Origin of the sequence: Streptomyces glaucus, assembly GCF_039533365.1 — a bacterium.
GTDB classification, from domain to species: Bacteria; Actinomycetota; Actinomycetes; order Streptomycetales; family Streptomycetaceae; genus Streptomyces; species Streptomyces glaucus.
Window position 1 is genome coordinate 78,310 of record NZ_BAAATK010000009.1, and the last position, 18,697, is coordinate 97,006.

The 18,697-nt window shown below is 72.5% G+C and carries 23 protein-coding genes and 1 tRNA gene; 4 read left to right on the forward strand and 20 right to left on the reverse strand.

Annotated features, from left to right (window positions below):
- Positions 1-41 precede the first annotated feature (41 nt).
- Complete coding sequence (locus tag ABD363_RS09465; protein WP_344601625.1) at positions 42-1,736, forward strand: DoxX family membrane protein; 1,695 nt, start codon at positions 42-44, stop codon at positions 1,734-1,736.
- A 99-nt stretch (positions 1,737-1,835) separates the two neighbouring features.
- Here the strand turns inward: ABD363_RS09465 and ABD363_RS09470 are convergent, their stop codons facing one another.
- The 4 genes from ABD363_RS09470 to ABD363_RS09485 all read right to left on the reverse strand — a co-directional run bounded on the left by ABD363_RS09470 (position 1,836) and on the right by ABD363_RS09485 (position 5,626).
- Entirely contained in the window at positions 1,836-2,567 is a 732-nt protein-coding gene (locus tag ABD363_RS09470) for a nucleotidyltransferase family protein (RefSeq protein WP_344601627.1), read from the reverse strand.
- A gap of 82 nt (positions 2,568-2,649) precedes the next feature.
- The gene (locus tag ABD363_RS09475; RefSeq protein WP_344601629.1) at positions 2,650-3,105 is read right to left on the reverse strand and encodes a hypothetical protein; all 456 of its coding nucleotides are present in this window, start codon (positions 3,103-3,105) and stop codon (positions 2,650-2,652) included.
- A gap of 242 nt (positions 3,106-3,347) precedes the next feature.
- Positions 3,348-4,436: an ABC transporter ATP-binding protein gene (locus ABD363_RS09480; protein WP_344601630.1), complete on the reverse strand. Its 1,089-nt coding sequence runs from the start codon at positions 4,434-4,436 to the stop codon at positions 3,348-3,350.
- Positions 4,437-4,546: 110 nt separating this feature from the next.
- Entirely contained in the window at positions 4,547-5,626 is a 1,080-nt protein-coding gene (locus ABD363_RS09485) for a helix-turn-helix transcriptional regulator (protein ID WP_344601632.1), read from the reverse strand.
- Between the two features lie 138 nt (positions 5,627-5,764).
- On the opposite strand from ABD363_RS09485, the gene ABD363_RS09490 reads away from it, so the two are divergent.
- Both ABD363_RS09490 and ABD363_RS09495 read left to right on the forward strand, forming a co-directional pair.
- Positions 5,765-6,214, forward strand: coding sequence for a DUF3224 domain-containing protein (locus tag ABD363_RS09490; protein ID WP_344601634.1), 450 nt, complete (start codon positions 5,765-5,767; stop codon positions 6,212-6,214).
- Between the two features lie 59 nt (positions 6,215-6,273).
- Positions 6,274-6,347 (forward strand) — tRNA-Thr (locus tag ABD363_RS09495).
- A 78-nt stretch (positions 6,348-6,425) separates the two neighbouring features.
- On the opposite strand, the gene ABD363_RS09500 is transcribed toward ABD363_RS09495, so the two are convergent.
- The 7 genes from ABD363_RS09500 to ABD363_RS09530 form a co-directional block, all read right to left on the reverse strand.
- Positions 6,426-7,565, reverse strand: a complete 1,140-nt coding sequence (locus ABD363_RS09500) for a site-specific integrase (protein ID WP_344601636.1) — start codon at positions 7,563-7,565, stop codon at positions 6,426-6,428.
- On the reverse strand, positions 7,565-7,765 hold the full coding sequence (locus tag ABD363_RS09505) for a helix-turn-helix domain-containing protein (RefSeq protein ID WP_344601638.1): 201 nt from the start codon (positions 7,763-7,765) through the stop codon (positions 7,565-7,567). The genes ABD363_RS09500 and ABD363_RS09505 overlap by 1 nt, the downstream gene beginning before the upstream one ends.
- Before the next feature lie 185 nt (positions 7,766-7,950).
- Positions 7,951-9,096: a DUF3631 domain-containing protein gene (locus ABD363_RS09510; protein ID WP_344601640.1), complete on the reverse strand. Its 1,146-nt coding sequence runs from the start codon at positions 9,094-9,096 to the stop codon at positions 7,951-7,953.
- Positions 9,093-9,275 carry a hypothetical protein gene (locus ABD363_RS09515; RefSeq protein WP_344601641.1) on the reverse strand — a complete coding sequence of 61 codons (183 nt, stop codon included), beginning with the start codon at positions 9,273-9,275 and terminating at the stop codon, positions 9,093-9,095. The genes ABD363_RS09510 and ABD363_RS09515 overlap by 4 nt, the downstream gene beginning before the upstream one ends.
- Before the next feature lie 161 nt (positions 9,276-9,436).
- Positions 9,437-10,360, reverse strand: a complete 924-nt coding sequence (locus ABD363_RS09520) for a bifunctional DNA primase/polymerase (protein ID WP_344601642.1) — start codon at positions 10,358-10,360, stop codon at positions 9,437-9,439.
- Positions 10,357-11,007, reverse strand: coding sequence for a class I SAM-dependent methyltransferase (locus ABD363_RS09525; protein ID WP_344601644.1), 651 nt, complete (start codon positions 11,005-11,007; stop codon positions 10,357-10,359). The genes ABD363_RS09520 and ABD363_RS09525 overlap by 4 nt, the downstream gene beginning before the upstream one ends.
- A complete protein-coding gene (locus ABD363_RS09530) occupies positions 11,004-11,699 on the reverse strand; it encodes a class I SAM-dependent methyltransferase (RefSeq protein WP_344601645.1) in 696 nt (231 codons plus the stop codon). Before ABD363_RS09530 ends, ABD363_RS09525 begins: the two co-directional genes overlap by 4 nt.
- Positions 11,700-11,800: 101 nt before the next feature.
- Here ABD363_RS09530 and ABD363_RS09535 point away from each other — a divergent pair, with 101 nt between their 5' ends.
- On the forward strand, positions 11,801-12,736 hold the full coding sequence (locus ABD363_RS09535) for an HNH endonuclease (RefSeq protein ID WP_344601646.1): 936 nt from the start codon (positions 11,801-11,803) through the stop codon (positions 12,734-12,736).
- A 4-nt stretch (positions 12,737-12,740) separates the two neighbouring features.
- Here ABD363_RS09535 and ABD363_RS09540 read toward each other — a convergent pair whose 3' ends face one another.
- The 9 genes from ABD363_RS09540 to ABD363_RS09580 all read right to left on the reverse strand — a co-directional run bounded on the left by ABD363_RS09540 (position 12,741) and on the right by ABD363_RS09580 (position 18,661).
- Positions 12,741-13,202 carry a hypothetical protein gene (locus ABD363_RS09540; protein WP_344601647.1) on the reverse strand — a complete coding sequence of 154 codons (462 nt, stop codon included), beginning with the start codon at positions 13,200-13,202 and terminating at the stop codon, positions 12,741-12,743.
- A gap of 204 nt (positions 13,203-13,406) precedes the next feature.
- Positions 13,407-15,533, reverse strand: a complete 2,127-nt coding sequence (locus tag ABD363_RS09545; protein ID WP_344601649.1) for an ATP-binding protein — start codon at positions 15,531-15,533, stop codon at positions 13,407-13,409.
- 109 nt (positions 15,534-15,642) lie between these two features.
- A complete protein-coding gene (locus ABD363_RS09550; protein ID WP_344601651.1) occupies positions 15,643-15,852 on the reverse strand; it encodes a hypothetical protein in 210 nt (69 codons plus the stop codon).
- Positions 15,846-16,163, reverse strand: coding sequence for a hypothetical protein (locus ABD363_RS09555; RefSeq protein WP_344601653.1), 318 nt, complete (start codon positions 16,161-16,163; stop codon positions 15,846-15,848). The genes ABD363_RS09550 and ABD363_RS09555 overlap by 7 nt, the downstream gene beginning before the upstream one ends.
- Entirely contained in the window at positions 16,164-16,511 is a 348-nt protein-coding gene (locus ABD363_RS09560; protein ID WP_344601655.1) for an RRQRL motif-containing zinc-binding protein, read from the reverse strand.
- Entirely contained in the window at positions 16,511-17,638 is a 1,128-nt protein-coding gene (locus ABD363_RS09565; RefSeq protein ID WP_344601657.1) for a conjugal transfer protein, read from the reverse strand. Before ABD363_RS09565 ends, ABD363_RS09560 begins: the two co-directional genes overlap by 1 nt.
- A complete protein-coding gene (locus tag ABD363_RS09570) occupies positions 17,635-18,081 on the reverse strand; it encodes a Pycsar system effector family protein (RefSeq protein ID WP_344601659.1) in 447 nt (148 codons plus the stop codon). The genes ABD363_RS09565 and ABD363_RS09570 overlap by 4 nt, the downstream gene beginning before the upstream one ends.
- Complete coding sequence (locus ABD363_RS09575; RefSeq protein WP_344601661.1) at positions 18,078-18,395, reverse strand: hypothetical protein; 318 nt, start codon at positions 18,393-18,395, stop codon at positions 18,078-18,080. The genes ABD363_RS09570 and ABD363_RS09575 overlap by 4 nt, the downstream gene beginning before the upstream one ends.
- Positions 18,392-18,661: a DUF6284 family protein gene (locus ABD363_RS09580; protein WP_344601663.1), complete on the reverse strand. Its 270-nt coding sequence runs from the start codon at positions 18,659-18,661 to the stop codon at positions 18,392-18,394. The genes ABD363_RS09575 and ABD363_RS09580 overlap by 4 nt, the downstream gene beginning before the upstream one ends.
- Between the last annotated feature and the right edge of the window lie 36 nt (positions 18,662-18,697).

Below are 18,697 nucleotides of genomic sequence, written 5' to 3' on the forward strand. Positions count from 1 at the left end.
GCGGGTCACGGCAGTGTCCTAACGACACGTCACTCGGTTAGATGAGTGTGGACACCAGAACACCCCGCACTCCCACGGGGGACCGCTCGTCGGGAATCGACGACGCTCCCGCGCTGAGCATGGTGAAGGTGCCGAGCGATCCGGCGCAGGTCATCGTCAGTCACGCGAGTTTCCGCGTGCAGCTGGGCGCCTCGGCACGGCGCATCCGGTCCCCGCGCATCGCACGGCACCTGAGCGCCACCGAGGACACCGCCCGCATGCCCGTCGTCGGCGCCGCCGCACCGGCGGGCGCGGGCGCCCGCCGCCGGCCGGTCATCTGGAGCGGCCGGTCCGATCCGGACGACACCGGCGCCCACCGGCTGCTCCAGGCCGTGCGCGGCGCCGGCGCCGACCGCACCGACCAGCAGTCCCTCGACGCCGGGGCCACCCAGGTCATCCCCCGCGTCGGCGACGCCCCCCGGGACGACCTCACCCAGACCCTCGAGACCCCCGTCGTCGGCCGCCAGCGCACCCCCCACACCGCCGGCACCCGGCTGCTGCCCCCCATGCGCACCGTCGGCAGCGCCTACGACGACCCCGCCTACGACCGGCCCGGCCACGGCGACGACGCGTTCGAGGACACCGGCGCCCACCCGGCGGCGGACGACGAGCCGGGGCGGCCGGCCCGACGGCACGCGGACGACCCGGCGCGGCACGCCTACTACCCCGGCCGCCGCATGAACCTCGGCGTCGTCCTGCTCCCGCTGCGCGTCTTCCTCGGCTCCGTCTCCGTCTACGCCGGCATGGGCAAGCTCTGCGACCCCGTCTACTTCGACGGCGGCAAGCGCGGGTCCATGGTGCAGTGGCTCACCACCCTGCACCCGTGGGAGGTCGCCGAGCCGCTGCGCCAGTTCGCCCTGGCGCACCCCGTCGGATCCGGCCTGGTCATTGCCTTCCTCCAGGTCATTGTGGGCGTCCTGACGGTCCTCGGCTGCTGGCAGCGGGTCGTCGCCGTGGTCGGCGCGGGGCTCTCGGCCGCGCTCCTCGTCACCGTCAGCTGGCGGAGCGTCCCCGTCTACGACGCCCCCGACATCATCTACCTCGCCGCCTGGTCCCCGCTGGTCATCGCCGGCGCCCCCGTCTACTCCGTCGACGGCCGCCTCGCCGCCGGGGCCTGGCGCCGGCTCGGCCCCCGCGCCGGCATCTGGCAGCTGCGGCGGTACGTGCTGCGCCGCGGCGCCCTCGTGACCGGCCTCGTCACCGGTCTCACCCTGCTCGTCGGCTCGCTGCTCGGCGGTGCCGTCCGCGACGCCGACCGGGTGGTCGTCCCCGGCCCCGGCGAGGCCCCGCGCAACGAGCTGCCCGGCTCCCCGCTCCCGCAGGAGCCCGGCGAACGGCGGAAGCGGACCCCGTCGGCCTCCACCTCGCCCACCCAGGGCGCCACCGCGGGCACGGCCACCCCGCCCACCGGCGCCGCGACCACCCCGGGCGCGAGCCGGGAGACCGGTACCGCCACCGGCGGCGGGGCGCCCAGCCAGACCCAGGGCACCGTCGGCCAGGCCCCGCCCCAGCAGTCCTCCCCGGCCGGGCAGGCCCCGAGCACCAGCTCCGGCCCGGCCTCCGCCGGCATCGCGACCGGCGGCACCGACAGCGGCTCGTCCGGCGACAGCGGCACCGGCACCGGGGGCGGCGCCGGCGGTACCGGCGGCGGTTCCTCCTCCGGGCAGCCGGGCCTGGTGGGCGGCCTGCTGGGATAGGGCTTCTCGGACAGGGCCCGCCCGTACGCCGACGGGGTCCCGCACGTCATCCGTGCGGGACCCCGTCGGCGTGTCCGGGCGCCCGGGAGGCCGGAGTCCTCAGCGGCCGAGTGCCGCCAGTTCCCGCGCCGCCTCCGTCAGGTCCTTCGCGGTGTCGATCGCGCGCCAGTAGGAGCCCTGCGGGATCGGGAAGCCGGCCAGGCGGCGTTCGCGGGCCAGGCGCGGGAACGTGGTGCGTTCGTGGTCGCCGCGCTCCGGGAGCAGGTCGGCGAACCCGGGGGAGAAGACGTACACACCCGCGTTGATCTCGAAGGTCGACGGCGGGGCCTCGATGAAGTCGGTGATGTGGCCGAAGCCGTCCGTCTTCACCGCGCCCCACGGCAGGCGCGGGCGGGCCAGGGCGAGGGTGGCGACGGCGTCCCGCTCGGTGTGGAAGTCCGCCATGTCGCGCAGCGAGAACCGGGTCCAGATGTCGCCGTTGGTGGCGTACCAGGGCCGGTCGGGGCGGGGGAGGTGCGCGGCGGCGTACCTGAGGCCGCCGCCGCGGCCGAGGGGCTCCGTCTCGACGACGGTGGTGACGGAGACGGGCAGGTCGGCCGTGTCCAGCCACTTCTGCAGGACCTCGGCGAGGTGGCCGCAGGAGATCACCACGTCCGTCACGCCCTCCGCGGCGAGCCAGGACAGCTGATGGCCGATGATCGGCGTCCCCGTCCCGGGGATCTCGACCATCGGCTTGGGCCGGTCGTCGGTGTACGGCCGCAGCCGCGAGCCCTGGCCACCGGCCAGGATGACGGCTTGCACGGGGCGGGACGCTGCGCGCGGATCGGTCATGACCGAACTGTACGTCGCGTCCCGCCGGCGGCCGCCGGTCGTCCGGTGCGGCCCTGCCGTGCGGTGCCCGGCAGGGCCGCGCTCAGCGGTGCGCGGCGGTGACGCCGGAGGCGAAGGAGGTGTCGCAGACGGGCCGCGCGTAGGACTGGGCGCGCGTCGGGCCGTAGACCCGGACCGCGGCGCGGCCGAGGGCGCGGGCGATGGAGGCGCAGTGCCGGGCCAGCGAGGGGCGGCCGTTGACGGCCTCCTGGAGGTGGGTGAGGGCGACGCCCGGGTCCTTCTCCTGCAGTTCGGTCAGCAGCCGGTCGCGCAGCACGTCCTGCGGGGCGCGGGCCGCGGCGCCCGGGCCGGCCTGGGGCCGGGACGCGTCCGCGGCGGCGAGCACCGGGTTCGAGGAGTTCCCCGACCAGTCGACCCGGGTGACCGCGAGAGTCCCGGAGAGCACCAGGACGACGGGCAGGACGAGGGCGAGGGAGCGGCCGATCCGGCGGGCGGGGCCCCGGCCGTGTCGCGTCTGTGGGGTGGTGGTGTGCTTCACGCGAGTGAGGGTAGCGTCCGGTAGTGATTTGGCGACATTCAGTCACCGGTTCGGGGGATGCGGAACCGCCCGGAAACGGGTAGCGGGTTGACGCACACTGTTCGAAACGTCCCGGTGTGCCGGGGTGTCCGTCGACAACGGGAAGGGCCCCGCAGCAGGCTGCGGGGCCCTCTTCGTCGATCCGGGCGGACCGGCCGGGCGTGCCGGGACCCGCCGGGGCCGCCCGGCCCCGGCGGGCGGGATCAGTCGGACAGCCGCTCGCCCGTGGAGGTGGAGAACACGTGGGTCTCGCCGGAGCGCGGCACGACGTGCAGCCGGCTGCCCTTCTCCGGGACGTCCCGGCCGTTGACGCGGACCACCAGGTCCTTGGAGGCGTCGCCGACCGTCGCGGTGCCGTAGACGTACGCGTCGGCGCCCAGCTCCTCGACGACGTTCACGGTGACCGCCAGGCCCCGGTCGGAGTCGGCGCCGGCCACGTCGAAGTGCTCGGGACGGACGCCGACGGTGACCGTCTTGTCGGTGGTGGCGGACAGCGCGTCGCGGTCGACCGGCACGACGGAGTTGCCGAACTTCACGCCGCCGTCGGTGATCGGGACCTCGACCAGGTTCATCGCCGGGGAGCCGATGAAGCCGGCCACGAAGAGGTTCGCGGGCCGGTCGTACATGTTCCGCGGGGTGTCGACCTGCTGGAGCAGACCGTCCTTGAGGACCGCCACGCGGTCGCCCATCGTCATGGCCTCGACCTGGTCGTGGGTGACGTAGACCGTGGTGATGCCGAGGCGGCGCTGGAGCGACGCGATCTGCGTACGGGTGGAGACGCGGAGCTTGGCGTCCAGGTTGGACAGCGGCTCGTCCATGAGGAAGACCTGCGGCTCGCGCACGATGGCGCGGCCCATGGCGACGCGCTGGCGCTGACCGCCGGAGAGCGCCTTCGGCTTGCGGTCCAGGTACTGGGTGAGGTCGAGGATCTTCGCGGCCTCCTCGACCTTCTGCCGGATCTCCGCCTTCGGCACGCCCGCGATCTTCAGCGCGAAGCCCATGTTGTCCGCGACCGTCATGTGCGGGTAGAGGGCGTAGTTCTGGAACACCATGGCGATGTCCCGGTCCTTGGGCGGCAGGTGGGTGACGTCGCGGTCGCCGATGCGGATGGCGCCGGCGTTGACGTCCTCCAGGCCCGCGAGCATCCGCAGGGAGGTGGACTTGCCGCAGCCGGACGGGCCGACCAGGACGAGGAACTCGCCGTCCGCGATCTCGATGTCCAGGGCGTCGACGGCGGGCTTGTCGGAACCCGGGTAGATCCGGGTCGCCTTGTCGAACGTGACAGTGGCCATGGTGAATGGGCCCCCTTCTACCGGCAGGAACGTGCCGGACGATCCGTTGTAGGAAGGTGGTGCAACGACGGATGGCTCCGTTGTGGTGTAGTCCACACAGGTGAACCGGATCAGGACGGTACCTGCCGTTCACCTGATCTGTCAGCACCTGTGGACGAGTGAACTTCGCCGAAATTTTCGATCCGGTCCGGGGGCGGGGGCGGCGCGGTGTCCTCCTCGTGCCGCGCGTAGCGCCGCGCGAGGACGGCCACGGCCCCGGCGACCGCCCGCCGCAGCGCGGGCGGCCCCAGCACCTCCGCCTCCGTGCCGAGCCGCAGCAGGTCGCCCACCGCGACCGCCTCCGTCTCGACGGCCAGCTCCACCACGACCCAGCCCTCGCGGTCGGGCGGCCCGGCGCCCTCCAGGGCGCGCACCCCCGCCGCGCCGAACTGCATGGGCAGCAGCCGCCGCGCCCGCGGGGAGATCCGCAGCCGGGCGGTTCCCCGGTGCACCGCGGCCTCCAGGCGCCGGGAGGACTCCGCCCAGTGGGCGGCCAGGTCGAAACCGCCGGGCCGTTCGAAGCGCTCGTCCGTCATCTCGGCCTCCAGCAGGCGCGAGACCCGGTACGTCCGTACCGTCTCCGCCCCGTCCGCCAGGGCCACCACGTACCAGATGCCGCCCTTGAGGACGAGGCCCAGCGGGCGCAGTTCCCGGCGCACCTCGCCGCGCCACCGCCGGTAGTGCGCCCGCACCACCCGCTGCTCCCACACCGCCCGCGCGACCGTCTCCAGGTGCGGCACCGGATCGGCGTCCCGGAACCACGCCGGCGCGTCCAGGTGGAACCGCTCCTGCATCCGCCGGGCCTGCTCGGCGAGCTCGGCCGGCAGGGCGGCCTGCACCTTGGACTGGGCCGTCGCGAGCACCGCGCCCAGCCCCAGGTCGCGCGCCGGCCCCGGCACCCCGGCGAGGAACAACGAGCTGGCCTCGGCGTCGGTCAGCCCGGTCAGGCGCGTGCGGTACCCGCCGACCAGCCGGTACCCGCCGAGCGGCCCGCGGTCGGCGCACACCGGCACACCGGCCGCGCCGAGCGCCTCGACGTCCCGGTAGACGGTACGGACCGACACCTCCAGCTCGGCCGCGAGTTCGGCCGCGGTCATCCGGCCGCGGTTCTGCAGCAGCAACAGCAGGGCGAGGAGACGGTCGGCACGCATGGCGCTCATTGTTCGCCCCGCCTCAGCCGGGCCGTGCGACCGTACGGCCGTACCTGACAGGAGATGTCAGGTACGGCGCCCAGGGTGGTCTCCGCGGGCGCACGGCAGCGGGCCGTGCCGCGGAACGAAAGGACAGCCATGCCCACCACCCGGACCACCGGCCACTTCACCTTCGCCGACTGGAAGGAGCAGCCCGTCGGCCCCGCCGACGCGAACCCCCGGTTCGCCCACGCCTCCGTCACCAACACCTTCTCCGGGGGCATCGAGGCCGCCGCCACGCTCTGCGAGTACTCCATCGTGTACGTGACGGAGAGGGCCGGCTCCTTCGCCGGCATGGAGGTGCTGGCGGGCCGGCTCGACGGGCGCGAGGGCGCCTTCGCGGTCGAGGAGCGGGGCTCCTTCGACGCCGATGGGACCGTGCACTGCACGTTCGAGGTGGTGCCCGGCTCGGGGACCGGGGAACTGACCGGGCTGCGGGGCCGCGGCGACTTCACCGCGCGGCACGGGCAGGCGGCCGTGCCGTACGCCTTCGAGTACGAGCTGGAGCCCGGGGAGCCGGAGCGCCGGGGAGCGGAACTTCATGGATAGGAGAAACGCGCTCTGTGTACAGTGGAGCAGCCCTCGCGCACGGCGCCGCCGTGCGCGGCGCCTCCTTAGCTCAGCTGGTTAGAGCGCCGCTCTTGTAAAGCGAAGGTCGTCGGTTCGAATCCGACAGGGGGCTCACCGCTCCACCTGGGTCAACGCCCCCACGGTCCAAGATCGTGGGGGCGTTGACGGCAGATTTTGACGGCAGTCCCGACTAACGGCGCCGCTTCAGCAGCCGGTCCATGTGTCCCATGGCCTCCCGCCGGTCGCCGTCGCTCACGTGCGTGTAGACGTTCATCGTCACCGCGATCTGCGAGTGCCCCAGGATCTCCATCACGGTCCGCGGCGCGACGCCCGCGGCGAAGAGCAGGGACGCACAACCGTGGCGGGTGTCGTGCAGACGCACCTTCGGAAGGCCGGCGGACTCCGAGATCCGCAGGAACGACCGGTAGAGGTTCCGCGGCTCGATCGGCCGGCCGCTGCGGGTCGTGAACACGTGGTCGCTCTCGTGCCAGTCCGCGCCGGCCGCCGCACGCTGCTCCGCCTGCCGCAGACGCTGCCACCGGAGCGGCGCGACGCACATCCGCGGCACCGGGATCACCCTCGCGCGCCGGTTCTTCGTCGTGTCGAGGTACAGCTCCTTGCCGCCCCGGTGCAGCGTGGTCCGGACCGTGAGGGTCTGCCGGTCGAGGTCCACGTCCCGCCACTGCAACCCGAGGATCTCCCCTCGTCGCAGCCCGAGGACGACCGCCAGGACGAACGCGGCGTAGAGCGGATCCACCCGTGCGGCTTCCAGGAACGTCAGCGTCTCGTCCAGCGACCAGGGGCGCAGCTCACGCGGCTCCACCTGCGGGGCCGGAACCAACTGGACGACGTTGCGGCTGATCAGTTCCTCACGGCACGCCGCCGTGAGCGCCGTACGCAGGACCCGGTGCGCCTCCTTCGCGGTCGCGGCCGACGCCTGCGCGGTCACCTTGGAGATCATCTGCCGGACGTTCGCCGTGGTCAGCGACTCCAACCGTCGACTGCCCAGCAGGGGCACGAGGTACAGCCGCACGTGCATCTCGTACTTCACGTAGGTCGTCCGCTTCCGGTGCGGCCGGACGTACTCCTCCAGCCAGTACGGCAGCCACTCGGAGAGCTTCGCCGACCGGGACGGCGTCGGGATGCCCTGCCGGTCGCGGCGCACCAGTTCCTGCCGCTTCTCGTCGCACTCCTCCCAGGTGGCGCCGTAGACCGTTTTGCGCTTGCGGGTGCCGTCGGGCTGGGGGACGTAGACGCGCGCCTCGAAGCGCCCGTCCTTGCGCTGCCAGATGCTGCCGGCGCCGTTCGGGTTCCTCTTGCGGGGTGCCATCAGGCTGCGTTCTCCTCCAGTCGGCTGTGCATGTAGTGGCGTACGGCGTCGACCGGGATGCGGCGGGACCGGCCGGACGTGTAGCTCGGGAGTTGCTTGGTGCGGATGAGGTCGTAGACCTTGCTGCGGCTGAGGCGCAGCGCGGCCATGACCTCCGGAACGGTCAGTGCCTGCGGTTCGGTCGGAACGACGGTGAGCACGTCGGAAACCTCCGGGAAGGGGCGGGGGCGTCCGGCCCCCTTCTGGAAGTCCGCTACTTCCGCTACCTCCGCTACCTCGCAGGTCAGGGGCCTGTTGGAGGTAGCGGGAGGGGGTAGCGGTAGCGGATGGGTAGCGGGGCGGTAGCGGCAGCCGCAGCCGGTTGCCGCTACCGCATCAGTGCTGGTCAAGCGGCGTTTTCGGTGTCGGGTAGCGGAGGTAGCGGACTTTCCGGGGGTGGGGGGCAGTAGCGGGCCCATGCGTCGGCGAGATCGGCGGCGTAGTAGCCCTTCAGCACGCTCCCGGCCGTCTTGATGTTGCGGGAGGTGATCGGCTCGTTGTCGGCCGTCATGTACTCGGCGAGCATCTTGGACAGGCGCCGGTTGTCCAGCGGCTTGCCGTGCAGGTCGGCCCAGGGGGCGTCGTCCAGGGCGTTGAGCCGGTCCAGGATGGCCACAGTGGGCAGGCGGTCGATGCCGACCATGACGTGGTCGCGCAGGTCGGTCAGCAGCCGCACCCCGAGACTGCCTTTGTCGTTGGCCTTGGAGGCGGTGACCAGCTCCACACAGGCGGCGCGGGCCCGCTCGGGCCAGGCGCCGCCGGCGGCATCGGCGACCGCGATCAGCGGTTCCCACACGTCGGCGGGCCGGTCGGTCACCCCGTCCGGCATCTCCGGCCACGCCCCCATGACCACGTCGCGGACCTGCTCGGCCCAGGCGGCGAGCCGGTCACGGAGCTTGTGCCCTTCGGCTTCGTGGACGCGGGCCCGGAAGGGCTCCACGCGCTCGTTCCTGGCGCGGCGGCGCATGCGGATGATGACCGAGCGGGACAGGATTGTGTCGGGCAGCGAGCCGAGACCGGCGACGGCGACCGCGCAGTACGAGGGGAACGCCTGCACGCTCTGCTGGCCGCCATCGCCGATGCACCGGTAGGTCACCCCGGTACGGCGATGCCCGGCATTGAGGAAGCCGCGGAGTTCCTCGTTGTCCCCGGCCTTCGGACCGAAGACGGTGTCGATCTCATCGAACAGGATGGTCGGCTTGGCGGTGCCTGCGGACACGGACCGGAACAAGGCGGCGGCGGAGGCGTTCACCGCCGTCATGGGCTGCGGGACGAGGGTTTCCACGATCTCCAGCGCCCGCGTCTTGCCCGACCCCGGCTCCGGGCTCAGGAAGGCCAGGCGGGGGGTGGAGTCGAAGCAGTCCAGCAGGTGCGCGTGCGCGTCCCACAGGGCAACCGCGACGAACGCGGCGTCGGTGGGGAAGACGTTGAACCGGCGGTGGAAGGCTTCCACCTCATCGAGCAGCGCGGCCCCGTCGATGGACGTGGTCATGCGGCGGCCCTTCCTTCCTGGGGGTTGCGCAACGGGCAGGCGGTGCGGTGGGTGGAGGGGTCGGCGATCAGGGCGAGGACGCGGGCGCGGCCGACAGCGCTGCGGTCACGGCCGCACTCGCACCTCGAGGTGGCGGTGGGCACGGCGCGGCCGGGGGCGACGATGTGCAGCCACGCCACGGGGAACCGCCCGTCGGTCGGGCGCGGGTCAGGGCGAAGAGCAGTTCGGACGCCCTGGCGGGCGGCGCCTTTCGGCTCGCCCACGGCCGCCGGGCCCGCAGGTGGTGCGGCGGCCGTCGGTCGGTGGGTGGCGGGGAGGCTCTTAGAAGGCGGGGGGAGGGTCATGCCGCCTCCCGCTTGCCGGCCGGGTTATGGGCGATGGACCAGTCCAGACCCCGGCGGATCACGTCGTCGTAGTAGCGCTGCGACTGGGTGGCGTTGCTCGCCGCCGCCCTACTAAGAGCCTCTTCGACCTCCGCGCGGGTCAGGTCGCCGGATGCGACCAGCCGCCCCAGTGCCCGTGCGGCGCGCAGCAAGGTGGCGTTGCGGGTGCCGTCCGCGGCGGTGGCCACGTTGCGCACCTCGCCCCGCAGCGCTGCCGCCGCGTACCCGCTGCGGCGCTCCATGAAGTTCGCCATGGCGTAGTTGGGCCGCTGCGGCGGTGTGAGGGCCTCGTGCAGCCACTGGGGCAGCACGGCGGGTGGGCGGTTGTCGATGACGGTGTAGGGACCGTGGGGGGTGGTGCTGCCGGCGGCGACGACGTACCCGCCCCAACCCCGGGTGTCGATCTTCTTGGCGAGGCGTCCGGCGGTGGAGTGCAGCCGGGCACCGGGCGGCTGGAGGAAGTACAGGTGCTCTCCGCCGCTCGCGGTCCGCACCCGGTAGGTGTCGGGGACGGTCTGCCCGGCGCGCTCGCAGAGCGCCTGGAAGTTGGCGACGCCGTCAGGCGTTCCTTCCGGTTCGTGCGGCTTGGGCACGTCCAGGTCGACCACGAGCAGCCCGGAGGGGCCGGTGGCGATGGCCACGTTGTAGGGCTGGTGGGTCCAGGCGGCGGTGATCAGGTTGATGTCGGTGGTGGCGCGCTGCTCGGGCGTCTTGTGGCCGTCTGCGCAGCGCCCGGTGCCCGGGCAGCGCTTCTCGGCGTGCCCGGCGGGGCGCTTGTCGCCGGGGCGCAGCGGGAAGACCCGCCAGCCACGGCCGGCGGCCTCGATCGCCCACGCCAGCAGCTCCAGGTGGGCCAGGTCGGTGGTCATGGGGGCGGTCATGCGGCGGTCCTCCCTTCCAGGGCGAGGAACTGGGTGGCGATCCAGTGGGTGTAGGCCGGGGGGACGGCCTTGCGGGCCTCCAGGCTGGTCATCCAGGTGCAGCCCATGGCGTCGGCGTAGGCGCGCTCGCCTTTGTGCTCGAAGGCGAGCAGGTCTTTGCGGTGCCAGCAGGGCGGGACCAGGTCCCCGCCGCCGCCCCACGAGGTCTCGAAGACGCGGTGGCGGCGGACGTTGAGGCCGAACTGGGTCCCGCACAGCAGGTAGTCCGGGCGCAGCAGGCCCGCGGCGGCCGTCTCAGGCACGTTCTCCATCACCCACGGCCGGCCGGTGGCCTGCATGACCTCCCGGCCGGGGCCGATCAGGTCGGGATGAGCGTCGGGGTTGCCCCGCCAGCGGGTGACGGTGGCGTAGCGCTCGCACGGCCAGGAACCATGGACCAGGTCGAAGGCGTGGCCCTGTTCGGCGCAGTACTCCAGCCCGTCGGCCTGGATGAACGGGAAGGGGTAGTTGGGCTGCGGGCGGATGTCGACGCCGACGACGTCGAACCCGGCGAGGTAGTAGCCCATGGACAGCCCGCCGGCGCCGCAGCACACATCCAGCACGCGCAGCCCGTTGGGGCGGCGCAGGGGCAGCACACGGCCGGTCATGCGGCCACCTTCAGGCCGCTAGCGGCCAGCAGCTCCAGCGCGGCGGCGCCGATGTGCTGGGTGTAGGCCGGGGGGATGCATTCGCGGATGCCGTCGCGGTTCATCCACTCCACCCCCAGCACCCTGCGGGCCAGGTTGACGCCGGAGAAGTTGCCGACGAACTGCCCGTAGTGGCCGGGCGGGACGGGGCGGCCCATCTTGGCCTGCGGCACCAGGTGCGCGGGGTGACCGGGCTGGGCGAGACGGAAGCCGCCGCCGGTCTCGAAAAACCGGTGCCGGTAGTTGGCCAGACCGAACATCTGCCCGCACAGCATCACCGGAGCGCGCAGCTTGGGCACCGCACCACGCACGTTCTCCAGCACCCACGGCCGCCCGGCCGTCTCCAGCGCCGCGCGGGTGGGGGCGATCAGGTCGGGATGGTCGTTGCCCTGGAGACGCTGGCATTCGCTGTCGTGCTGGCACGGCGGGGAAGCGTGGATGAAGTCAAACTCCGCACCGTGCTCCAAGGCGAACGCGATCGCATCCGCCTGCACGAACCGGAACGGGTAGCGGGGCTGCGGGGCGATGTCGACGCCGGTCACGTCGAATCCGGCATCGGCGTAGCCCTTGCCGGCGCCGCCCTGGCAGCAGAACAAATCCAGCAGCCGCGGCCGATGGCCGCGCACTCGCCGGATGTCAGTGGTATGGGTCATTCTGGGTGGTCTCCAGTTCTTTGAGGGAGCTGGACATGGGGCAGCCGCGGTCTTTGGCGAGAGGGCGGCTGCCCCGGCATGTGCGTTCGGGGAGGGTTTCTGTGACGACTGGTTGGCTGATGCTGGCCGTGGGCGATAAGCGGCAGCACGGGGGAAACGACGGCTATGACGACAACCCGCGCTACCACTACAGCTGGGACAGCACCGTCCCCAACCACGCCCGCGTGGCCGTGGGCGACGTAATCGCGCTCTGGGATAAAAATGAGCTGATCGGGGTCTCGGTCATCCACGGCATTGACACCGGGACCGCGACGAAGACGCTCTACTTCTGTCCCGAGTGCAAGCGGGCCGACTTCAAGCGCCGCAGCCGTCTGACACCGGCATGTCGCTGCAACCAGTGCGGAGCACTCTTCGATACGCCGGGGCGCAAGACGAAGACCGTGACGACCTACCGGTCACGACATGGGATCAACTGGATCCCTGGGCGAGGGCTGCTGACAGGCGCTGAACTGCGGGCCCTGTGTGACTCGCCAGACTCCCAGCTGAGCATGCGACCCTTCCGCTGGGAGAGACTGCGGGACGCCCTCTTCGAGGTCATCGGCGAAGAGCTGCCGCTCGAGCTCGAAGAGGACGAGCCCACCACCCCCATCCCGGGCGGCCACAAGGTGGCCAAAGTCCGGGTGAGGTTAGGGCAGGAAGCCTTCCGTAAGCGTCTCCTGCGCGAGCAGGGCGAGCGGTGCGCCATGACCGGTGCTGCTCCAGCAGCCGTGCTGGAGGCTGCTCACCTCTACAGTTATGCCGAATCCGGCGAACACCACGACTATGGGGGCCTGCTGCTCCGGCGCGACATCCACAGACTCTTCGACAGCGGCAAGATCACCGTTGATCCCGCCTCGGATCTGATTGACGTCGATCCAAGCCTTCGTGCCTATCCGCTCTACGCGCAGCTGCACGGCCAGCCCCTGGCCGTGCAGCTACGGCCCGAGCACCGTGTCTGGCTCCAAGCACACTGGCTCAGCAAGCGGTCCTCCACGTAACGGCTCACCCGTGGAAGTGGCTGCGCTTGATGACGGCCTTGCGGATGTTGACCGTGGTCCCGCTGCGTCGGTCGCCGGCGCCGAGGACCTGGACAGCGATGAAGCCGCCGAAGATGACGGCGGCCAGGATGATGAGCTGGGTGATGAACGCGGTTAGCGCGGCGATGAACGACGTGAGCAGGAACAGCCCGCCGCAGACCGCGCCGAATCCGACGCCGCCGAGGGCGATGTTCACGGCTGTGCGGGAGACGGCCGGCTTGGCGGTGACCGGCGCCGGTTGGGCGGGGTCGACGGCGTAGCCGGTGACCACGCGGCCGTCCGGCAGGACGATGCTCGCCACCGCCGACACCGTGCCCGGCTGGATGGGTACGGCCGGTGCCGGGTGGACAGGAAGGCGCGGGAGCGGGATGGGCTGGTGAACTTCCACGACCCTCTGGGCGGGCCCGTGGGGGTGGTCGGGGTACATGCGGAATCCCTTCCGGACGTTGACCAGGGAGGTTGAGGTACCCCTTTCGGGGCGCCTCGTGGCGGGGTGTCTGGGGGGTGTGACCTGCTGTCCTCCCTGCCTCCCTGATGGGTCATTTGCGCAGGTCAGAGCCAGGGAGGCGGGGCAGGGAGGGGTGTAGGGAGTTCTCCCTGCCTCCCTGGCCCGGGTGGGGTCACTTCCCTGTCACTGGGCAGCGGAAGCGGAACCCTCGGTGTCGCGGTTGGCGAGGGCGGTGGCGACGCGGTCGCGGGAGACGACCATGCGGCCGTCGGACTTGTAGGGCTCGGCGCCGACGGCGTCCAGGACGCGCTTGAGGTCGATGAACGACCAGCCGCCGTAGGCACCGGCGTCCAGCGCGGCGAGGCGGGTGATGACTTCCTGGGTGCGGACGCGAGAGTCGTTGCCCAGGACGGTGGCGATGTCGGCGAGCGGGTCGCGCTGCTCGCCGCGGTCGATGGCGTGCACGGTGGCCACATCCCCGCGCAGGGCCTTGGCCCGGTCGGTGATGGTAGTGGCCTGCTCGTCGTTGATGTAGTGCGTGCGCACCGTGAGGGACGCCTGCCCGGCCGGGATGGCGATGCCGTCCGAGGCGACCACGAGGGTGCCCTTGTCCAAGCCTTGGCGCAGCAGGTGCGGCGCGGCCCCGCCGTCCACGGCCTTGTCCCCCAGCGCCATGCGGGCCTGGGACTCGGTGCCCAGGGCGAGGGAGGCGCGGGTGTGGGCGCCCTCGCGCACCAGCTTGGGCAGGTTCTGGTCGGTGGGGTCCTGGGTGCCCTCCCACAGGATCACGTCGACCACACGGCCCTGGTTGTGGACCTTGCGCACCGCCATGAAGTACCGGGAGGTGGCCTTGGAGCCGCCGTAGGGGCGGCCCTCGTCGTCCTTGACCGGGCACATGAACGCCACCTGCGCTTCGTCCACGATCCCGATCAGCGGCGGGAAGGCGGCGTTCGGGTCGGTGCGGCGGACCTCGATGCGGCGGTTCATCTCCTCCACCAGGCCCTCGACCATCTCGGTCGCTTCGATGACCTGCTCATCGGCCGGGCCTTGGATGAGGATGGTGGCGAGTCCGTCGAACATGGCCCAGTCGCCGGCGCCCTTGAGGTCGGCGATCCGGAATTCCACCCGGCGGTCCAGGCACGCCCACAGGGCCAGCGCCCGCAGCGCGGCGGTCTTGCCCTGGTTGGACAGACCCGTGATGAGCAGGTGGCGCTGGTACAGGCTCAAGGCGGCGGCGTCGCCGCGCAGGTCCTGGCCCCAGGGGGCTTTGCCCTTGGCGTAGTCGGCGGTCAGGGTCTCGTCGGTGACCAGTGGGGATGGGCCGATCGGCTCGTCCAGCGCTCCGGAGTCGGCGATCCACAGCCGCACCGTGCGGGCGGCCTGCGGGATGGTGATGAATACCTCGTGCTCATGCCGGGTGAGGTTCTCGGCGAGCTTGCGGCGCCGCTGCTGCACCTCCACCGTCGAGACCCCCGACGGCAACGTCACGTCGACCTCGACGCCGCATCCGGCGATCCGGATCGGCCCCAGCATGCTCGCACCGGCGTCGCCCATCTCCTTAATGGCGTTGCGCAGGGCGGGGATGCCGAGGTCGCGCAGGGCCTTGACCACGATGGACGGGGTGATCGGCTCTCCCTCCCCGGAGCGGGCGTTGGCCGGGAGGGCCCAGGCGGGTGCGGCGTGCTGCTTGCGGCCGACCGACCACAGGGCGAGCAGGGCGAGCAGCGGGCTGATGGTCAGGGCCGGGCCCCAGACGATCTGCACGATGCGGATGAGCAGGGCGATGAAGTCGATGGTGGCCGACAGGGGAGTGATGACGTCGCCGACCTGGCCGGTGTTGATGGCCAGGGCCACGCCGAGGGCGACCAGGACACCGATGCTCATGCCCGCGCCCACGGCGGCGCCCTTGGCAACCTCGACGGGGGAGTGCAGCAGGTCCATGCGGCGGTGGTGGCGGGCGGCGCGGAAGCGCTGCAACCGCTCCTCCCACTCCTCGGCCGCTTCCAGGTTCCCCGCGGCCTCCGCCGCACGGATCATCCGCTCGTAGCGGGCACCGGTACGGCCGTCCCACGCACGGCGGGCCACGATCCGGCCCCCGTTGAAGGTGTAGAGGCCGTGCCGGGCCGTGGCCCGCACGACCGTCTTCGTCCGCTCGTCGGTCACGGCCCGCTTCACGGCGCGTCCGGAGCGCACCCACAACGGCACCGGGGCTGGCGCGGGCGGGTCGGGCACCACGGTCAGCACGGTGGGGGCCGTCTCCGGGGGCGGCGGGTCGGTGGGCTTGTGGAGGTGGACGACGTTCTCAGACATGCTGGAAGTTCTCCTGACTGCCCCCTACGGGGGCGGGAGTGAGGGAGAGCCGGGGTGGCCGGGTCCGTGGCAGGGACGGCCACCCCGGGGCAGCAGAACGTGCTGGGGGTCAGCGGCGGTGGCTGGCCTTGTGGGCGCGCCGTGCCGCCTTGCAGGCGGGGCATTTGCGCTCGGGCCCGTCGCCGACGACCGGTGCGGGGATGACCTGGCCGCAGATGGCCCGGGTCACGCCGAACACCAGCGGCCCGCAGTCCGGGCAGTGAAAGTGCGCGTCCAGGACGGGCAGGGCCCTGCCGGTGGTGCGGGGCACGGTCACCACCACCCCTTCGACTTCTTGGCGGCCTTGGCGCGGGCGGCCTCGGTGATCAGCCGCTGCCGCTCCCCGTGCAGGGCCATCAGCTCGGCGTTCAGCCGCGTCTCGGCGGCGGAGCCGGTGGCGTCCATCTGCTGTTCGGCGCGGCCGGTGTTGCGGCCCCGCACGGTGCGGTAGGCGCCGCCGGCCAGGGCCCGGGCCATCGCGCGGCGCTCGCGGCCGGTCAGCGGCCACCACTCACCCCGGCGCACGGCCTCCAGCTTCTTCTGTGTGGCCCGGATCTCACGGTCCAGGCGGCGCAGGTCGGCGTTGTTCACTCAAGGGCTCCCTTCCGGCCCGTGCGGGCCGGGGTAGGCGCACGGCACACACATGCCGAACGCGGCGGGGATGACGTATCCGGCATCGCGCCGGCAGACGGGGCAGGTGCGGCGGGCTGCATTGGCCTTGGCGAGCGCCGCCCACTTCGCCGACGTCATCGGCCGTACCGGCTTGGCGTCCTCGACGCGGTAGAGGTAGGCGACCAGCGGAGGGCGGCGCCGCCGCGGCCGTTCGAGCTGGGCGGCCACCGGCTGCCCGCCGGGCCGCAGCCCGCGGGCCCGAAGCTGGCGGCGGGTGGCGTAGCCGTCCGGGGCCAGGCGCCACCGGAACACCGGCAGCGCCCCCATCACGCGGCCTCAGCCGCCGTGGCGGACCGCTCGGCGAGCAGGGTGTCCCGCAGCATCCGGGCGTTCGCCGGCGAGGTGCGCACCTCGCGGCGGATGCCCTCGGCGGTCACCTTCGCGTCCGGCCAGTCGGCCGTCACCACCCGTGCCTCGGCGAGCAGCTGCTCCGGGGTGCGCTTGGGCCGGGTCGGCTTGGCCGCGTCCGGCACGCGGCCGGTGGCGCGGCGCGGCCGAGTCGATTCCGCCGCCACCGCACGCCGCTCGATCGACTTGATCGGCGCGACGGTGGCCGGAGCGATCGAGGGGAGCGGCTTGGCGGGGAGGGTCGACTTGCCCAGGTCGACGGCAACCGGATCAGGCAGGGGCAACCGGGTCAGCGTCACCACCGGGTCCGGAGTCGATACCGCGAGGTCAGCCATAGACCGTTTCGCGATGGTCTCGGTGGATTCCTCCGCATTCGTATCCGGAGCGGGATCGAGTGCGGGGGCAGGGAGGGAGGCACCGAACATCGAGGCAAGCGCGGCGTCCGCGCCGGCGGTGACGCGGTCGCGCTGCACATCCAGCAGCCTCGATCCCAGCGCCACGTCCCCGACCCCGACCTTGCGGGCCAGCCGCCACGATGCCCGATCCGACCGCTTGCGCACCCGGTCGCTGGGATGCTGGGTGGCACGGGCCCGGTGGTAGGCGAGGGCCTGCACCAGATCGGCGGTGCGACGCTCGTTCTCCGCGTCGCGGCCGTCGGTGTGGACCACGATCCGCCGGGCCAGGAACGCCATGCCCTCGGCCGAGACGGACATGCCCATCGGGGTCAGTGCGTAGATCACGGTGCGGCCCGGGTCGGGGGCGGCCATCGCGCCCATCACGGCGGCGGCGGCCGGCAGCGCCCACAGCCCGATGCGAACGATGCGCGGGGAGGACTGGCCCAGCATGGTCAGCCCGAGCAGGACCAAGGCGAGCACGGCGGTTGCGCCTTCACCGGCGGCGAGCGCACCGAGGGCGGTGCCCTTGCCGTAGGCGTGGCCGATGTTGCTGTAGGTGCCGATTCCGCCGAACACGCCCGTGGCCAGCATCGGCACGAACGCAGCGGTCAGCACCCCGATCTGCACGCGGGTCAGCTTCGCGCCGGTCATCGGGCACCCCCGGCGGTGAGCAGGGCGGCGACGATGAGCAGGGCGCCGCCGGTCATGGTCAGGTCGACCGCGCGGCGCAGACAGGTGAACTTCGCGACCGCCAGCCGGGACAACCCGGCGATGTCGGCGGCCAGATCCGAGGTGACGGCATCACCGATCTCGTCGGCGGTGAGGGTGGCCCATAGTGGGAAGCCGTGCCGACCGCGAAGGTTCGGGCGCACCGACCGCAGCAGCAGACCGGCCGCACCGACCAGCAGCGCCAGGCCGATGCCGCCGGCGATGTAGGCGGGGAGGTTCAGCGAGAGGTCGCGGGCGACCGTCCAGCTTCCGGCGAGCACCGCGCCGACGAACGCCAGCAGCAGCGCCGTCTTGGCGTCGGTCCGCGCGATCTCCGCCTTCACCTCCGCGTGCGCGGTGGTCAGGGTCCGGTCGGTGGCGCTCACGCGGCACCTCCCGGACGGGGCAGGGCGCGGCACTTCTCCGCGTGGGCCTGGGCCCAGGTACGCGCCTTCCGGGTCGCCCACTCGCCGTTTCGGTCGAACGAGGGGGGCTGCGGCTCGCCGTGCTCATTGGCCCAAAAGTCGAAGCCCCAGTCCTCGGTGTGGTTGTCGTGGCACCCCGTGCACTTCGCGGTCGTCTCGGTGTTCTGGGAGACGTGCGTGTAGCCGGGCTGTTCGATCAGGTCGACGAGCGCACCGCCGACGGTGAGGTAGCGGGCGATGACACCTTGCGGCCACTCGGTCGGCTGGATGCTCACGCGGCACCCCCCGGCAGGCTCGTGTCGGCCGCGCGGTTGAGCAGCGCGACCCGGGCGGCCAGCGCCCGACGGCGGGCCCGGCGGATACGCCGGACGTCCAGCTCGGTCGGCATGCGGTCCAGCGTCATGATCTGCGCGTCCAGCAGGTCGACGTCCGCCAGAATGACGGGCATCTCCTCCTCGATCGCCTCCAGCTCCGCGGCCGTCGGCTCACGCCAGTCGGCGAACGCGGTAACAGCGTCCTGAACAGTGACGATGTGACTCATTGGGTCGTGTTCCTCTCGAAGGGTGAACGGCCCGAA

Coding starts and splice junctions, on each gene's coding strand:
- ABD363_RS09465 (WP_344601625.1), top strand. CDS start 42: ATGAGTGTGGACACCAGAACACCCCGCACTCCCACGGGGGACCGCTCG.
- ABD363_RS09470 (WP_344601627.1), bottom strand. CDS start 2,567: ATGACCGATCCGCGCGCAGCGTCCCGCCCCGTGCAAGCCGTCATCCTG.
- ABD363_RS09480 (WP_344601630.1), bottom strand. CDS start 4,436: ATGGCCACTGTCACGTTCGACAAGGCGACCCGGATCTACCCGGGTTCC.
- ABD363_RS09485 (WP_344601632.1), bottom strand. CDS start 5,626: ATGCGTGCCGACCGTCTCCTCGCCCTGCTGTTGCTGCTGCAGAACCGC.
- ABD363_RS09490 (WP_344601634.1), top strand. CDS start 5,765: ATGCCCACCACCCGGACCACCGGCCACTTCACCTTCGCCGACTGGAAG.
- ABD363_RS09500 (WP_344601636.1), bottom strand. CDS start 7,565: ATGGCACCCCGCAAGAGGAACCCGAACGGCGCCGGCAGCATCTGGCAG.
- ABD363_RS09510 (WP_344601640.1), bottom strand. CDS start 9,096: ATGACCACGTCCATCGACGGGGCCGCGCTGCTCGATGAGGTGGAAGCC.
- ABD363_RS09520 (WP_344601642.1), bottom strand. CDS start 10,360: ATGACCGCCCCCATGACCACCGACCTGGCCCACCTGGAGCTGCTGGCG.
- ABD363_RS09525 (WP_344601644.1), bottom strand. CDS start 11,007: ATGACCGGCCGTGTGCTGCCCCTGCGCCGCCCCAACGGGCTGCGCGTG.
- ABD363_RS09530 (WP_344601645.1), bottom strand. CDS start 11,699: ATGACCCATACCACTGACATCCGGCGAGTGCGCGGCCATCGGCCGCGG.
- ABD363_RS09540 (WP_344601647.1), bottom strand. CDS start 13,202: ATGTACCCCGACCACCCCCACGGGCCCGCCCAGAGGGTCGTGGAAGTT.
- ABD363_RS09545 (WP_344601649.1), bottom strand. CDS start 15,533: ATGTCTGAGAACGTCGTCCACCTCCACAAGCCCACCGACCCGCCGCCC.
- ABD363_RS09560 (WP_344601655.1), bottom strand. CDS start 16,511: ATGGGGGCGCTGCCGGTGTTCCGGTGGCGCCTGGCCCCGGACGGCTAC.
- ABD363_RS09565 (WP_344601657.1), bottom strand. CDS start 17,638: ATGACCGGCGCGAAGCTGACCCGCGTGCAGATCGGGGTGCTGACCGCT.
- ABD363_RS09580 (WP_344601663.1), bottom strand. CDS start 18,661: ATGAGTCACATCGTCACTGTTCAGGACGCTGTTACCGCGTTCGCCGAC.